The sequence below is a fragment of the Planococcus sp. MB-3u-03 genome, assembly GCF_002833405.1.
Classification (GTDB): Bacteria; Bacillota; Bacilli; order Bacillales_A; family Planococcaceae; genus Planococcus.
This window is the reverse complement of record NZ_CP025135.1, coordinates 2505598-2521051: the sequence shown is the minus strand read 5'-3', so window position 1 is coordinate 2521051 and position 15454 is coordinate 2505598. Positions and strand designations below refer to the sequence as shown.

Here is a 15454-nt window from a genome sequence, read left to right as displayed (position 1 = left end):
CTCCAATTTCTTCAGCTGACCTTTATCGCCGCTTCCTTACCTGGGAAGCGGTGTTTTATTTTGCCCAAAAAAGGAGAGAGCGACATGACATTTTGTAAAGAAGTCCGGTTGGAATGCACAGATTTATGGGACGCCAGTTTTGAACACCCGTTTGTGAAAGGCATCGCGAAAGGCGATTTGCCGCTCGATGTTTTTAAATTCTACGTCATGCAAGATGCCTATTACCTAACCCATTTCGCGAAAGTACAGGCGATCGGTGCCACAAAAGCCAAAGATTTGAAAACGACGCAATCCTTTGCGCATCACGCAGAACAGACCTGCGCCGCGGAACTCGCGCTTCATGAATCGTTTATGGAATTGCTCGGGGTAACAGAGGAAGATTGGAAACTATTCGAACCGTCGCCACACGCCTATGCTTACGTTTCGCATATGTACCGTTCGGCAGAAGGCGATCTTGCAGATGTGCTTGCAGCCTTGCTTCCGTGCTATTGGCTTTATTACGAAATCGGCGAACGGTTGAAAACCGCGACGCCGGAAGAACCGATTTTTCAGAAATGGATTGGCACATACGGATCCGAGTGGTTCGGGGAACTAGTGAACGAACAGATCAATCGGATGGACCATTTAGCTGAGGGCTTGCCGGAAGAGCGGCGCAAGGAATTGAAAACGCGCTTTATGAGAAGCAGCTATTATGAATGGCAGTTCTGGCAGCAGGCGTGGACGATGGAAACGTGGGAGCTGCCCGCGAAAAAGGAGAGTGTCCGCCATGCTTAGGGAATTGCGCGCACGAAAACCCTTGATTCACTGCATCACTAATCACGTCGTCTCGAATTTTCAGGCAAACGGCTTGCTCGCGCTCGGCGTCTCGCCGGTCATGGGAGATGAACAACAGGAAGTCGCCGAGCTCACAGGACACGCCGATGCCTTATCGCTCAATATCGGCACGATCACGGAGCGCTCACTCAACAGCATGCTCATCGCGGGACGCGCCGCCATGGAAAAAGGCATCCCGATTGTGTTGGATCCGGTCGGTGCCGGCGCGACAGCTTATCGATTGAAAGCCGTGAAACGATTGCTGACAGAACTCGATATCACTTTAGTGCGCTGCAACGCAGGCGAACTCGCGGCCATTGCAGGAGTAGATTGGCAAGCGCGCGGCGTCGATGCCGGAGAAGGCCAAGGCGATTTGGAGACCATCGCTAAACAAGTGGCTGATGAATATCGAACACTTGTCGCCGTGACCGGAATGAGCGATCTGGTGACGGACGGAGAACGGACCGAGCACATCACAGGGGGCGATCCCTTGATGGCGTCGGTCACGGGGATGGGGTGTCTGCTCAGTGCTGTGCTTGCCGCATTCTTGACGGACGAAGAAAGCGATCGGTTCGATGCAGTTGCTTACGGCTTGCAGATTTACGCGAATGCAGGAAGCAAGGCATCGAAAATCGCCTTGAACCCGGGAACTTTCCAGATGGCTTTTCTGGACGAACTATCCAAACGACAGGAGGTGGTACTATATGGACGCTAAACCCCAAGTATTGACGATTGCCGGATCTGATTCAGGCGGTGGAGCGGGGATACAAGCGGATTTGAAAACATTCCAGGAACTTAGCGTATTCGGCTGTTCGGCGGTAACGGCGGTGACCGCCCAAAACACGCAGGGCGTTCACGGCATTTATCCGATGGATCGACAAGCGGTCAAAGAACAGCTCGATGCAATTGGGACGGACTTCGATATCCGCGCGCTCAAGACCGGCATGCTGTTTGACGCCGGCATCATCGAAGAAACCGCACAAGGCATCAAACGCTACGGCTGGAACAGGCTCGTCATCGATCCCGTCATGATCGCAAAAGGCGGCGCTTCCTTGTTGCAGCAGGAAGCGGTCGAAGCAATTAAAACGATGCTCGTCCCGCTCGCTGCCATCATCACGCCAAATATCCCGGAAGCGGAAGTATTGAGCGGAATAGACATTACAGACGATGCATCACGCAGAAATGCGGCGGAAGCGATTTTATCGCTCGGTGCGGAAGCTGTGGTCATCAAAGGCGGCCATAGCACTGACCCTGACGTTGCGGAAGACTATTATCTGGATCAGCAAGGAAAGGTCATCTTACTACGCTCAGAGCGTCTCCAAACGGAACAGACACATGGCACGGGCTGCACGTTTTCAGCGGCGCTGACAGCTGAACTCGGCAAAGGCAAACCAGTGGAAGAAGCCTTGTTCACTGCCAAGGAATTCATCCAGGCAGCTCTTGCGTATCCGCTTCACATCGGGCATGGCCACGGCCCGACACATCATGCGGCGTACAAAGAATCTATCGAAAAGGAAGTGGTTCATCTTGTTCGGGAATCCAGCGATTTATTTTCTAATGGGTACGACAAACGCCGGTACTAAAGAGCCGCTCGAGCTGCTCGAAGAAGCGCTGCAAGGCGGCATCACCCATTTTCAGCTGCGCGAAAAAGGGCGCGGCGCATTGACGGGTGATGCGCTCGTGGAGTTCGCGGCAAAGTGCAAGAAGTTGTGCAGTGAATACGATGTCCCGCTATTCATCAATGACGATGTCGAACTGGCTTGCACAATCGAAGCGGACGGCATCCATATCGGCCAGGATGATATGGACTGCGGATCGGTGAGAAAACGAATCGGCGTATCGATGGCTCTTGGGGTTTCGGTGCATTCAGTCAAAGAAGCGAATGAAGCGCTGACGTGCGGCGCGACGTATCTCGGCATGGGACCGGTATTTGGCACGCGCACAAAAGCGATGCCAAACCGCCAGCGGGTGTTGCTGAAATCATTAAAGTGAAACCCAATATCCGCACGTACCCGTCATTGGCATCGGCGGCATCGAACCAGGCAACGCCGAAATGGTGTGGCGGGCAGGCGTATCGGGCATCGCCGTCATCTCTTCGATAGCACAGGCACAAGATGTCGCAAGGCAAATCGAACGCTTCAAACGAGCGATACCGGAGAGGTGTATCGGATGAACACGAAAAAACTCGTACTCATGGCAATGTTCGTCGCACTCGCCGTCGCCGGATCCGCGTTCGTCTGGTTTCCGGCAGGCATCGCCCGAGCATATCCGGTGCAGCATGCGATCAATGTCATCGCAGCAGTCGTCTTCGGCCCAGGGCCTGCGGTCGTCATCGCCTTATTGACTGGAGCGGTGCGCGTCTTGACTGGGACCGGCTCGCTGCTCGCTTTTCCGGGAGGCATGATCGGCGCATTGCTTGCTGGTGTCTTTTATCGCTACAGCGGGCGGCTCGGTTTTGCAGCAGCCGGTGAAATCCTAGGAACCGGTATCATCGCCTCACTGGTCGCGGTGCCCTATGCACGTATTCTGATGGGAACCGAAGTAGGCGCCTTGTTCTTCATGCCGCCGTTTCTCGTATCGAGCATCAGCGGTGCAGTCCTTGGCGTGGTGTTAGTGTACAGGTTGGAGAAAACGAAAAGCAGTAAATTATTGGCATGACAATATAGGAATATCTCATTAAATCTCGAGCATAAAACCGCTGAGTAAACGAACTAGTTTATCTCTAGTGGTTTTATTTTGTGCAAAGTTTTTACAAACTCATGGGAATGGAGCCGGTGACTCCTGCGGGAATAGCATGAGTCTTGAGACCCCGCAGGAAATGATTAAGCGAAGCACCGCTGAGTCTAATCATTTGCGAGGCTCGAGCGCAGTGAGAGCTGAGCACATGGTTTTCGTAGCGACCGAGGAGGCTCAAGCCATGCCCGCGGAAAGCGTCCGGCGCAATGGACATCGGCAACAACTATAACTTCTTATACTTGAACTAATAAAACGATTATAGTATTATTAGTTTTCATAAAGGGGGTTCGGCTATGAAAAATCGGATTATACAGGCGTTTATCGAAGAAACGAGAAATAACGGCATTAAATTTACGATGGATGATTTGGCAAAACGGCTGGGCATCAGCAAGCGCACCTTGTATGAGAACTTTTCATCCAAGCTGGAAATCCTGGAAACGATCATCGACCAGGCCTTTTCGGAGTACGAACAGCGTGCGCGTGCTATCCGCGAAGACGAAACCCTCGACCTGCAGGAAAAAATCCATCAGCTCATCGTCATGATCCCAAACCATAATGACTTTTTCGACTTGCGCATATTGGAGCAATTGAAGCGGTATTACCCGGAACAATGGCAACGCGTCGACCGGGAAATGAACCAATGGGACGACTTGAAGCAATTGCTTGAAGAAGGCATGGAAAGCGGGCTGATCAAGCGACAGAATATCGACCTGTTGATGAAGATGATCTTGAATGTCGTCAATATCACTTTGGACCAGCAGTTCTTCTCGGAGCAAAGCATCTCCATCAAGGAAGCTGTTGAAACGATGAGTGAATTATTATTGGATGGCTTCGTCAAAAACGAATAGGAAAAATGCTGGCTAACCAAAGCCAGTATTTCTTCGGACTGAAAAAACTAAAAAAACAAATATAGTTTTCGTTGTTTTAGAGAGCAAGGAGGCAATTCAATATGGCACAACAATCTATTCACCGTCTCGATACCGAATCTGTCGGCAAGGCATTCATTCGTCATTTAGTACCCTCGACTATCGGCATGCTGCTGATGGCTATCAATATCGTCGCGGACGGCATCATGGTCGGCAATCGTCTCGGGCCGGTCGCACTGGGCGGCGTCGGGATCGCGGCACCGGTCTATACCTTATTCGTCGCGATGTCGCTATGGATCGGCATCGGCGGCGCCACGAGATTTTCTGCCCTCATGGGGGCGAAGCGGACAAAAGAGGCGCGTGTTGTCTTTTCGCACGCGATGGCCTCGATTTTTGCGGTGACGCTCCTCATCGGGCTGTTGGCATTTCCGTTTCGGACAGAACTTGCCTATTTGCTCGGGGCGAACGCGGAAACCTATCCATACGTCTCCGATTATTTATACTTGATGCTGTTGTTCGGCTTCGTCTTCACGATGGAAAATGCCCTCAGCATCATGGTGCGCAATGACGGCAGCCCGAACCTCGCGATGGTATCGCTTATCACGACGTCCTTACTGAACATCGGCTTGAATTACGTGTTCTTGTTCGTCTTGGATTTCGGCGTCAAGGGTGCTGCAGCTGCGACTTTGCTCGCCGCATTTGTCGGCATGCTCGTCTTGTGCACGCATTTCTTTAAAAAAGGCAATCAATTGCGCTTTGTCCGGTTCAAGCCGAACCGCAAATTGCTGCTGTTGATTCTAGTGATCGGCTTCCCGAGCTTCTTGGCGGAAGTCGGCATGTCGGTGTTCACGATTTCGCATAATAATGTCTTTGAACGCCTGGCAGGAACAGAAGGCGTTTCGGCATTCGCGATCCTCAATTATGTTCACAGCGTCATGCTGCTCGCATTCCTTGGGATGGGTTCGGCCATTCAGCCGCTGGTCAGTTATTACAGCGGGGCGAAAGACCAAGCGAAGATCAAAAAGACGCTGCAATTGGCGATCGGGACGGCGTTCGTGGCAGGCTTGCTGTTCTTTATCTTCGGGCAATTCTTTGCCGCCACCATCGCCAGCGTATTCGGCGATTTCCCGGACGCCGTGATGAATCTTGCGACTTCGGGCATCCAGCTGTTCTTTATTGCCTATCTGTTCATGGGCACCAATTTCGTCATGATGACTTATTATCAATCAACGGGCGAAATCCGTATGGCGACATGGATCACCGCAGCGCGTGAAATTGTCGTGCTATTGATTTTACTGAGCATCTTACCCGTGTTTTTCGGCGTGACGGGCGCGTGGCTTGCGATTCCACTTTCGGAATTGATTGTCTTATTGACAATCGTTTACTATCAAATAAAGCAGAAAAAGAAACTGCAGTTCAATGCGGATATGACGGCGCAATACAAATAACCGATTCCAACAGGTCAGGGGAAGATGAGATGCAACTAGCGAAACGGTTGTTTCAAGTGAAAGGCTTGGATTATTCTATTCGAAGTGCGGAGATCCAAGACGCAGCGCAACTGGAGAAAGTCCGTTTGCTGATCGATGGCGAGACGGAAAATATGGACCGCGAGCGGGGAGAAGCTTATTTGGATGCAGAGGCATTCAAGCGGCTCATCGAAGAAGATGCCAAAAGCAGCTGCAATATATTCTTGGTAGCCGAAGTGGACGGGCACATCGCCGGGTTTTCCAGATGCGAAGGAAACGAACTGAAACGGACAAAGCATCAAGTGGAGTTCGGCGTCGGCGTGCTCAAGCAGTATTGGGGCTATCGCATCGGTCGTAAGCTTTTGGAGTCATCGATCCACTGGGCGGAGGATAATGGGTTCAAAAAGATGATCTTGAAAGTGCTCGCAACCAACGAGAACGCGATTGCACTTTATACACAATGCGGCTTTAGAGTGGAAGGCATGCTGAAAATGGACAAGCGCTTAGCGGACGGCAACTATTACGATACGGTAGTGATGGGGCGGATCCGCTAACTAAAGAATCATGATAAAAGACCGTGTTTACGCGAAAGCGCAGACACGGCCTTTTTTATTTCCTTGCCTTAATAATAAAACTCGTCGGGAATTTCTGTGCTTTATAGAGAGTAATAACGGTCGGACACTTCCGGCTCAACATCCTTTAAGTCATGCGGAACATCCGGTTCGACGACTTGTTCGATCGAAAACCGGCTTTCAGCAAGGCATTCAAATATGTGCTGAACTTGCGCTTCGGAATGGTCATCGGTGCATCTTCGCCTTTGAAATTGGCATAATGCACGCTGCCTTCATCCTGGTAAGATCCCTTTAGTGAAACAAGCCCATCTTCGCTTTTCAAATGGACATAGAGTGGATGGTCCCAACTGAAAACGAACGAACCGCCAGGCTTTAAATACGAATAGATCAATCCGAACGTCCGGTCGAGATCAAGTGTCCAGCCGATCGCATAAATCGAGTAGACAATATCGAAATAGGCTTCCGGCAGCCCGATATCTTCTTCCATCGCAGCGCAATATAGCTGTGCATCCAGACCATTTAACATCTCAGTTGCCCGGTCGATTTGCATATCAGACAAATCGACGCCCCAAATATCTTTAGCGCCTTGTCCATTCATGTAAAGCAAGGAATGCCCGCTGCCACAGCCGATATCAAGCACATTTTTACCTTCAATCGAATCGAATAAGCGCAATTCTTCCTCGCTCTGTGTGAATGGCCCGTACCCTGGCAGTGCATCGATGCCGTTAAAATGGTCGGCGACCGTGTTCCAGCTCGTGCGGTTTTGTTTCAGTATTTCTATGTTCACTAAAACTCCTCCTGTCCTTTTAATCATTCTCGGGAAGTGAAAGAATCTCCTTCTTGCCGAATAAGGCAGAAACGAATAACGCGGCTACGTTAAGGGTAAGGAAAGAGAAAGAAAGTTAGCCAATGCGAGGAATGAGGGAATCACATGCCCATGATCTATCATGAAACTTATATTGAAGCATCAATCGAACGTGTATTTGACCTGGCGCGAAGTATCGAAGTGCATATCGAAACCGTCTCGAAGACCAACGAACGCGCGATTGCGGGGACGACGAGCGGCCTGATGGAACTAGGCGATTGGGTGACGTGGAAAGCGACGCATCTTGGCGTCCGCCAAACGCTCACATCGAAAATCACCGATATGGAACGGCCGTACCGATTCAGCGATGCCATGGTAAAAGGCGCTTTTCATTCTTTCCATCACACACATGAGTTTACCGAAAGTGGAAGCGGCACCCTGATGAAAGATTGGTTCGTTTACCGGGCGCCGTTTGGGATTATCGGAAAACTTGCCGATAAATTATTTCTCGAACGCCATATGGAAAAATTCCTGTCGACGCGCGCTGCCGAATTAAAGCGCATCGCTGAAAACCGATAAGCATACAAGAAAATCCATCCGCAGAGACACTGCGGATGGATTTTCTTGTAGTGATTTTAGTTGTTCGTAAACTCTAATTTGTGATAGCGCAAGGCCTGGTCCAATTTATTGTAGACATCGATTTCGCCGAAGTTGACGCCCAATTGGATTGCGGTCTGGGCGATTTCCGGGCTAATGCCGGCGAGTGCCGTGCGCACACCGATGATTTTCAAGCCCTCGATCAGCTGGAAGATTTGGTGGGCGACCATCGTATCGATGATTGGAACACCGGAAAGGTCGATAAACAGACGCTCAATCGATTTCTCATGGCATTGCTGCAAGACTGTTTCGAAGACGATTTTTGCACGGTATGTATTGATCTCACCGATCAACGGAAGCAATCCGCTGTCTTTTGAAAGCAAGATGACCGGTGCGCTCATTTCGACGATCATTTCCTGCTGAGCATTCAAACGGCGTTCGGCCGCTTTCGTGTTCTGGTCGATAAACTCGAGAATGATGGCATTTGTCGTGTCGACCACGGCTTGATTCCATGCATTCAACTGGGCATGCGAAATGGTTTCTTCCTGCAGGACAGCAAATTCCTCGATCAGCTCCAAGTATTGCTTTTGCGTGCGGAAAAATTCTTTGATGACCGAGTTGAACGGTGTCGACAAATGCGCTTCGTCATTGGCAACGCGTACAATCCATTCCTTGAAGATCTCGATGCAATCGTTTTTCTCCTTGCTGAAAGCCGAGCAGAACAGCTCGTGGAACTCATAATTCTGCTGTTTCAGCTTCTCGATTGCCTGTGGCTCGGTTTCGCCGTAGACGCCGCCCGAACTTTTATCGAGTGTTTCATACCATTGTTCCGTCAAGCCTTTCGTTTTCTCAAGCAAAAAATCCTGCAATTCAACATTTTTGAACATTTTTCCTACTCCTCAATAGCACGACATCTCATATATAAAAAATCATGCGTCAAATAAACTTCACGAATTCAAACAAACAGTATTATACATTCATAATATAGCAGTTGAAAAAATATGCACGAAGTCTGATGCTGGAATAGCAGACAAATTTTGCAGGAACGGGGAATCTCTCCGGAATTACGCCTCATGTTGTGCTTTCTGCTTTTGGACGAACGGTTTTCGCTCCAAGGTTGGCCCGAGCTGGAACAATAGGATGCCTGCACTGATCAAAAGCACGCCGAGCAGCGATTGCCATGTGAACGGAACTTGCTCGAGCCCGAACCACCCTGCCGTATCCCACATCAAACCGAAGAAAATCTGCGACACCATGACAATCGAAATCGCGCGGCTCGGGCCCATTGCCTGGACGCCTTGCGTGACGCAGACGACGACTCCGACACCGAGCACGCCGCTGAACCAAAACCACGGCTCTGCCTCGAAACGAAATAGGCCTATTCCATTAAACGAGAGACCTGCGACAAACGAGCCGAAAAATCCAAGAAATAACACGAGTGCCGTCGTCGTCCAGACGCTGACGTGTTGTTTCACATTCGCGTTGAATATATTTTGGAGGCAGACAAAAACGCCGCCTGAAAGGGCCAATATAATGCCAAGAACCATTGTGTGTTCCTCCTATTCGTAAATATTATGCCCTGCCTGATCCAATAAAGCGCCCCGGTCGAGCAAATCGATCTTGCCGTTATTGCGCTGGATCCAGCCCGACTGCTCAAACTTTTGGAGCACCCGGTTCAAATGGCGATAGCTCGTGCCGATCAAGTCCGCCATATCGACGAGCGACGGCGAATCGAGCCGTGGCTTATCCGGCGTCATCGACAGTAAGTAACTCGCCACGCGGACATCGACCGCATACAGCAAATTGAAATTCAATTCCTGTGCTTTCGTCACGAACTTACGTGTAATCGTCTCCAATAGAAATTGCTGGAACAAGGCATTGCCATTCATCTCATTGTCTAAAGCGTGGTGCGGGACGCGCAACAGCACCAAATCGGTCACGGCTTCGACCGTATTGATGAACGGGCATTTTTGCACGTACTCGATATCGCCGACGATATCAAAAGGTGTCTTGAACGCCAAAATCAGCCGCTTGCCTTCCGGGGACAGCATGGAGATCTTCAATTTGCCTTCAACGAGCAAGTACAAAGTATCGGCCTGGTCGCCTTGCGAGAACAATCTATGTCCTGCCGCGAAACGCTCGATCTGTATCGAATCGATGACGCCAGAAGGGAATAAATCCGCCAACTCATACTGATGAAGATACTCGTTAATCAGCTGCATCGTTTTTCCTCCTTACCATTTCAATACAAGAATGCCTGTAATCATCAATAACACGCCGACGATCTGAGTCTTCCCGACATGCTTCTTCGCCATATCGAACCAGCCTTTGCCGTCGATGACGATTGCCGCGATCAGCTGGGCAATGAGGAACAGACTAATCGTCAGTGTCACGCCCATGCGATGGACGGCTGTCATATTACTGAACAAGATGAACGCCGCGAGCAAGCCGCCAGAGGCATATAATGGGGAAACTTGTTTCAAGTGTTTGATTGATGTGTCTCTTAGCGCCAAAACAATTAAGATTGCCAGCACAAAGCCCGTCAGCTGGGTCATTGCAGCCGCTTGCCACGTGCCGATCCGGTCGCTGATCGTCGCGTTCGCTACGCTTTGGAAAGTCAGGAAAAACCCGCCCGCCAGCGCAAATAAAATTCCTTTCATCCGGTCCACCGCCTTTCGTTAATATAAGAATAATCGGCATTTCGAGTGGATGGAAGGACATATGTCCCTATGGGTGAGAATTTACAAAATCTAAAAGACTTAATGGTAAATGCAGATTGGATTGAGGAAAAGAGAGTGTTTGTTCGGGGTAACTTTAGTTATTTCCATAATTATGTAGATATTCCATCTGAGTCTTAGTATATTAAAGGAAATAACCCTTTGTAACCTAAATATAACAATTGATTGATTTATAAAAGGATAGCGAAAAGGTGAGGGCATAAATGATATTCAAAAAGAAGTTTTATGTCTGTTCAGTTTGTGGGGGTTTGACGGACTTCGAGGACCACTTTATAGAAATGGACTCCCCGATTATAGCTTGATCTGCACTTGTTGTGCCTTCCAACCAGGCTATGATGATTTAGACCAGGGCTATACATTTGAAACCTACAGAGCGGAATGGTTAGCGAACGGGGCAGAGTGGTTCATGAAAAAAGAACAGCCGAAACACTGGGATGTGAAGGTGCAACTAAAAAATATTGGCATTAAGCTTAAAAATAAATGACACCATAAACATAAATCTGGAAAGGGGAATTGCATGAAATTCAAAAACATCATCTACCTGATCGGTGCATTTTTGGTATTTATCTTTTCGACCCTCGCCAGTTGGTATGAAGGCGGACAGCTTCGCGATATCTCGTGGGAGTGGAAATACTCGGCTGTTTTCTCCACTTGGCTGAATGGCCCGGTGAATGAAGCGAGCGATATTTTGGTAATCGATCATTTCGTCTATGCGGCGAAATTCGAGCCGCTGTTTCCTTTATTGATGGCAGCGTCACTCTTGTTCATCGTCTTCCAGCTATCAGCTTGGCTGTTGAGAAACCGGAAGACCACGCACATCATCTTCCTATCGCTGATGGCGGTGGGCTTGCTCTTGATGAGCGCGATGCTGCTCAATTCGCCGACGCTCGGGCTCACTTTGTTTTCCGGATTCTTTGGGCTATTAGGTCTCTTGACGCTCGTACTTATTCTGTACCGCAACAATCAAAAATGGATGCGCCGTGCAGCCGAACGGTCGAACTAAGGATTTTTAATTTGGAGGTGTTCGAATGCAATGGTTGGTGGATCTCGTTACGGTTCTTATCATCGCCGGGTTTGCCTAAGGGGCATTTGGGCAAATCAAAGAATCTATTGTCGTCGCAAAGTCGGTGCCATGGGATTCGACAAACGATAAACGAATAATCGTTGGGAGTCATTTACTTACATTCTCGTATGCGGGTTTTGTTCTGGCGTTGATTGTCAATTTGGCTGTCTACAATTATGCGTTTCCTCAGCCCGCTAGCACAGCGAATGCCGCTAGCCTGACGGCGTTCTACTGCTTATTGATGATGTTCGTTGCTGAACTTGGAATCATGCCAAAAAGGCAAGGCCCTAAAAATTGTATTCAATCAGATAAAACAGCCTCCGGTTCGAGCCATAAAATGGTCTCAACCGGAGGCTGTTTTGGAATTAAAAGGAAAAGCAATACACATAAGCTTACGACAGTGGCGCCGAACGAGATTTCGATCTTCGTTTCTTTCGCGCTGCGCTGCTTCACTTTGTGCACGACCGACAGCACGAATAGGCTGTATAGGAACAAAAATAAATAAAGAATCCCGTATAAGATCCAGCGGCCATCCGTAATCCAGTCATTTAAAGGAGTGAACATCCCAGCTGAAATGAATACAACGACTGAAAAGACGAGCACCAGTCCCGACAGCACGTTCATCTTGTTCCATAAGGGATGCGACAAGAAGCGCTCGCTTTTTTTGCTGTGGAAAACGAAAAACAAATGAATCAAGCTCGTGCTCAGCAAGATGAAGGTTAGCACGATTAGCATCGAGCTGATGGCACCCGACGCGAGCGCGTTTCCGATATCAAGTGAATAAAATTCGGCCAGAACAGCTAGCCCAATCAGGCCTGTCAAAGCGGCCGCTTGGTAAACAGTCCATTTTGAAAATAGCATCCAATTCTCCTTTATCGATGAGGTAAACCGTTCATTCTTTATTGGCTTCTGCATAACGAATGCGTGTAAAAGAAGCTCTAGGATCTGAGCTTTTCACAGAATCCCGTGCATCTTCTACTTCCGGTTGCACGATCGGCAATTGTTTCTGCGTAAGCCCTTCAGCGATCGTGATAAAGCAATAGATCAGGATCATGAACACGGCTAAAGGCGGGAGGATCATCCAGAATTGGTTGGTGGAGAAAACTTCCCGGGAAATAGCGATCATGCCCGAGAGTTCGTAAATTTCCGGAACGAGCCGCGGCGAATCGGATTGGGCAACGGCGCCGCCGACAAAGATATTCAAGATGCCGAGGTGAACGAACATCTGCAACACTTGAATGATGTGCTGCACCCACATCAACAAGAGTTTCGGCCAAAGTTCCGGTTGGATGTGCTTCGACAGGATCCAACTCATCGACCCGCCCATCAAGACCGAACTGATGACATAGTCTTTCTTCAAGGTCTCATTCATTTCATTCCCGATGGAGCTCATGGTGATCGGAAAGACGACGAGAGACATGATCAACACTTGGAAGATTAAACGCTCTGCCAAGCTCAACTCCCATTGGCCGAAACTGATGAGGACCGGCAACAACAAAATATAAGTTATTAACGTCAGCGGCAAAAAATGCATGCCTTCTGCGATCGAATTGACGAAATGCCGCAGCCTGTCGGTAAAGAAGAAGGTGTAGACCATGCCGAACAGATAGCCGAAGACGATGCGCAAACTGGCGATCAATAAACTCAAGACAATGGTGTATTTCATGCCGACCACTAATTGCTGGGCGATCGAATAGCCATAAGGGTCGGTTCCGAAAAGGATTTCAGCAGAAGGTGAATGCGGCGCGCTGCTTTCAATGCTGCCTTCTTCGTCGTACACATAATTCGTTTGTGCGATGGCATCGCCTGTGAATACGCCATAAAGGATGCTCGCCGTTAACAGGCCGAGCACAATAAATGCAGGAATGAAGATACGCGGATTCTTATAAGATGCTGTGCGCATCGAAGCAGATTGTCGTTTTGTAAAAAGCGAGCGAAGGCTAGCCCGGATTTCATTCAAGTCGAAGAGGCGCAAATTGAATTTGCCGAAAACCGCATTTCGCTCGATCTCGTATTTTCCAAGCCATAACTCCACCACCGCATAGAAAACAAAGAACGGCATGAACACCGTCAATAAAATGAACGCAATGCCTTTCGGGCTGAGATCATTACGCAAATAATACAAAATGCCTTCAATCCCGAATAGATACTCAATGATCAATAGTGCAGAAAGAGCCAACCAAACAATCGATTTGGATTGATAGAACGCACTTTTCAATACATTGGACGTACAATGTTTCCACAGAACCTCAAAACGGCTCAGCCCTTTGGAACGTGCAAGTTCCACATAAGGGTATCGCTGTTCTTCTTCGTACAATAAAATGAACAGCTTTAAAAACAATACGGCGGGCACGACCGATAAACACACGACGGGCGCCAAGTAAATCTCCTCGCCGCCTAGGCTGTAAAAGCTAAGAAGCAAAAAACCGGTCTGTTGAAAAATGGCGATGACGCCAATTTGAATCAAGAATATGTAGGCGAAGTCAGGGAAAGACTGAAGGACCTTAATGATTTCCAGCATCGAGCGCTTCAAGGCGCCTTTCGACAACAACACGGCAAAAGAGAGGATAAAGGCTGAAACAAAAGCTAATGCCAGTGCCATGAGGAAGATGGACATCGAATACAAATAGGGACCGCTTAAAAACTTCTCGAAGGATACAGGGATTGTCTCAAGAGAAGACGGATTGCTGTAGTTCAAGGTCCATTCGGAAGCGGTCGTAAATCCGCTGAAAATCATTTGCAAAGCCTCTACATAAGAACGGAAATCCAAAAAAGAAGCTCCATTGAATAAAGCTGGAGCAGCGCTGATCAAAATGATGCCGATGACGCCAAAGATAAATTTCGTTAAAATCGTCCAAAGCCGTTTCATATTCGCCCCCCTTAATCAAATTGATCATCGCGTCTCACTTAATTTAAAAAATACTCCCGGTAGGCGAAAAACGTAATCCCGACCATCAGCACTAAATACAAAATCGAGCCGATCAAAATATAGGAACGATCGGAAGGAGCGCCCTGTTCCATCCGGATGCCGGTCGAACCTTGAATCGACATGTCCAACTGGCGGCTGGCCATTCCGCCTTTCGACTTGAAAAAGAACACGATGACGACCGCGAGCCCCGCGAACGGGATAGCGATGTCCAAAAACCCGAGCGGCATGAAAAAGCTTGCAAGCCAATTGCCAAGTACGAGTACGAGCATGGTAATTGAGACGGTGAGTAAGTTTTTCATATGTACCTCCAGTTGGGTTTTTGAAAAAAATGTTAATCCCCTTAACTACTGTACGGTATAATAGGTAAATGGTTTCAAAATTCAGGGAATTACATGTCATTCGAAATAGAGTGGAAGTATGCTGAAGGTTTTTGAGCAATCAAGTATTTTGGACGAGGAGAAGATGAGGTTTGTCGTTATGGATAATAATTGCGCTCACAGTGCTTTTGGCTGGCATTGCACTTCAAAATATATACGTAGCCGTGAAGCCGATGAAAGATGGGGAGAAACGAGATTTGGAAGAAGTGTTTTCGTATGGAGACGGCCCTTTTTTCATTTTCGGTTTCTTGTTCAGCTTCCTGTTTTGGTGTAGCGAGAAGTTTTTCCAGGAGAGGTTCCGGCTCGCTGCTTTCCGTTTGATCAGTTTGTTGATGGCAGCTTCACTCATCGGATTAATCATCTTAATTTGGAATCTCGATATTGTGGCAGATTTTCTACTAAGCCTGTGAACAAGGGCGCGATTCTCCATCTTGGGTGGCATTTGCGACCAGAAAGAGCTATCATGAAATCAACTGATACAAGCCGCATGAA

General features: G+C 48.6%; 19 protein-coding genes and 1 pseudogene. 12 read left to right on the top strand and 8 right to left on the bottom strand.

What is annotated here, in order from left to right:
• The first annotated feature begins 84 nt into the window (after positions 1-84).
• The 9 genes from tenA (at position 85) to CW734_RS13940 (ending at position 6435) form a co-directional block, all read left to right on the top strand.
• Positions 85-774 carry a thiaminase II gene (tenA, locus tag CW734_RS13975; RefSeq protein ID WP_101191188.1) on the top strand — a complete coding sequence of 230 codons (690 nt, stop codon included), beginning with the start codon at positions 85-87 and terminating at the stop codon, positions 772-774.
• Positions 767-1528 (top strand): hydroxyethylthiazole kinase, encoded by a 762-nt coding sequence (thiM, locus tag CW734_RS13970; RefSeq protein WP_101191186.1) that lies wholly within the window; start codon positions 767-769, stop codon positions 1526-1528. Before tenA ends, thiM begins: the two co-directional genes overlap by 8 nt.
• A complete protein-coding gene (thiD, locus tag CW734_RS13965) occupies positions 1518-2396 on the top strand; it encodes a bifunctional hydroxymethylpyrimidine kinase/phosphomethylpyrimidine kinase (RefSeq protein ID WP_101191184.1) in 879 nt (292 codons plus the stop codon). Before thiM ends, thiD begins: the two co-directional genes overlap by 11 nt.
• The gene (locus CW734_RS13960; RefSeq protein WP_269801463.1) at positions 2371-2805 is read left to right on the top strand and encodes a thiamine phosphate synthase; all 435 of its coding nucleotides are present in this window, start codon (positions 2371-2373) and stop codon (positions 2803-2805) included. Before thiD ends, CW734_RS13960 begins: the two co-directional genes overlap by 26 nt.
• A 25-nt stretch (positions 2806-2830) precedes the next feature.
• Positions 2831-2986, top strand: a complete 156-nt coding sequence (locus CW734_RS19750; RefSeq protein ID WP_332871051.1) for a hypothetical protein — start codon at positions 2831-2833, stop codon at positions 2984-2986.
• Positions 2983-3471: an energy coupling factor transporter S component ThiW gene (gene thiW, locus CW734_RS13955; RefSeq protein ID WP_101191182.1), complete on the top strand. Its 489-nt coding sequence runs from the start codon at positions 2983-2985 to the stop codon at positions 3469-3471. The genes CW734_RS19750 and thiW overlap by 4 nt, the downstream gene beginning before the upstream one ends.
• A 371-nt stretch (positions 3472-3842) precedes the next feature.
• Positions 3843-4397, top strand: a complete 555-nt coding sequence (locus CW734_RS13950; protein ID WP_101191180.1) for a TetR/AcrR family transcriptional regulator — start codon at positions 3843-3845, stop codon at positions 4395-4397.
• A gap of 101 nt (positions 4398-4498) precedes the next feature.
• On the top strand, positions 4499-5863 hold the full coding sequence (locus CW734_RS13945; protein WP_101191178.1) for an MATE family efflux transporter: 1365 nt from the start codon (positions 4499-4501) through the stop codon (positions 5861-5863).
• Between the two features lie 29 nt (positions 5864-5892).
• A complete protein-coding gene (locus CW734_RS13940; RefSeq protein ID WP_101191176.1) occupies positions 5893-6435 on the top strand; it encodes a GNAT family N-acetyltransferase in 543 nt (180 codons plus the stop codon).
• A 55-nt stretch (positions 6436-6490) separates the two neighbouring features.
• On the opposite strand, the pseudogene CW734_RS13935 reads toward CW734_RS13940, so the two are convergent.
• A pseudogene (locus CW734_RS13935) lies at positions 6491-7267 on the bottom strand (class I SAM-dependent methyltransferase).
• Positions 7268-7384: 117 nt separating this feature from the next.
• On the opposite strand from CW734_RS13935, the gene CW734_RS13930 reads away from it, so the two are divergent.
• Positions 7385-7837: an SRPBCC family protein gene (locus tag CW734_RS13930; RefSeq protein WP_101191174.1), complete on the top strand. Its 453-nt coding sequence runs from the start codon at positions 7385-7387 to the stop codon at positions 7835-7837.
• Between the two features lie 56 nt (positions 7838-7893).
• Here CW734_RS13930 and CW734_RS13925 read toward each other — a convergent pair whose 3' ends face one another.
• The 4 genes from CW734_RS13925 to CW734_RS13910 form a co-directional block, all read right to left on the bottom strand.
• Positions 7894-8742 carry an STAS domain-containing protein gene (locus CW734_RS13925; RefSeq protein ID WP_101191172.1) on the bottom strand — a complete coding sequence of 283 codons (849 nt, stop codon included), beginning with the start codon at positions 8740-8742 and terminating at the stop codon, positions 7894-7896.
• Positions 8743-8919: 177 nt separating this feature from the next.
• Complete coding sequence (locus CW734_RS13920) at positions 8920-9402, bottom strand: DMT family transporter (protein ID WP_101191170.1); 483 nt, start codon at positions 9400-9402, stop codon at positions 8920-8922.
• Positions 9403-9414: 12 nt separating this feature from the next.
• On the bottom strand, positions 9415-10077 hold the full coding sequence (locus tag CW734_RS13915) for a Crp/Fnr family transcriptional regulator (RefSeq protein WP_101191168.1): 663 nt from the start codon (positions 10075-10077) through the stop codon (positions 9415-9417).
• A 12-nt stretch (positions 10078-10089) separates the two neighbouring features.
• Positions 10090-10515 carry a DMT family transporter gene (locus tag CW734_RS13910; protein WP_101191166.1) on the bottom strand — a complete coding sequence of 142 codons (426 nt, stop codon included), beginning with the start codon at positions 10513-10515 and terminating at the stop codon, positions 10090-10092.
• A gap of 595 nt (positions 10516-11110) precedes the next feature.
• Between CW734_RS13910 and CW734_RS13900 the strand changes: the two genes are divergently transcribed.
• Complete coding sequence (locus tag CW734_RS13900; protein ID WP_101191165.1) at positions 11111-11596, top strand: DUF4306 domain-containing protein; 486 nt, start codon at positions 11111-11113, stop codon at positions 11594-11596.
• Between the two features lie 360 nt (positions 11597-11956).
• Here the strand turns inward: CW734_RS13900 and CW734_RS13895 are convergent, their stop codons facing one another.
• Genes CW734_RS13895 through CW734_RS13885 form a run of 3 tightly spaced genes read right to left on the bottom strand, consistent with a single transcriptional unit; the run spans position 11957 to position 14884 of the window.
• Entirely contained in the window at positions 11957-12517 is a 561-nt protein-coding gene (locus CW734_RS13895) for a hypothetical protein (RefSeq protein WP_101191163.1), read from the bottom strand.
• A 31-nt stretch (positions 12518-12548) separates the two neighbouring features.
• Complete coding sequence (locus CW734_RS13890; protein WP_101191161.1) at positions 12549-14525, bottom strand: ABC transporter permease subunit; 1977 nt, start codon at positions 14523-14525, stop codon at positions 12549-12551.
• Between the two features lie 38 nt (positions 14526-14563).
• A complete protein-coding gene (locus CW734_RS13885; RefSeq protein ID WP_101191159.1) occupies positions 14564-14884 on the bottom strand; it encodes a hypothetical protein in 321 nt (106 codons plus the stop codon).
• Between the two features lie 170 nt (positions 14885-15054).
• Between CW734_RS13885 and CW734_RS13880 the strand changes: the two genes are divergently transcribed.
• Positions 15055-15372: a hypothetical protein gene (locus CW734_RS13880; RefSeq protein WP_101191157.1), complete on the top strand. Its 318-nt coding sequence runs from the start codon at positions 15055-15057 to the stop codon at positions 15370-15372.
• The last annotated feature ends 82 nt before the right edge of the window (positions 15373-15454 follow it).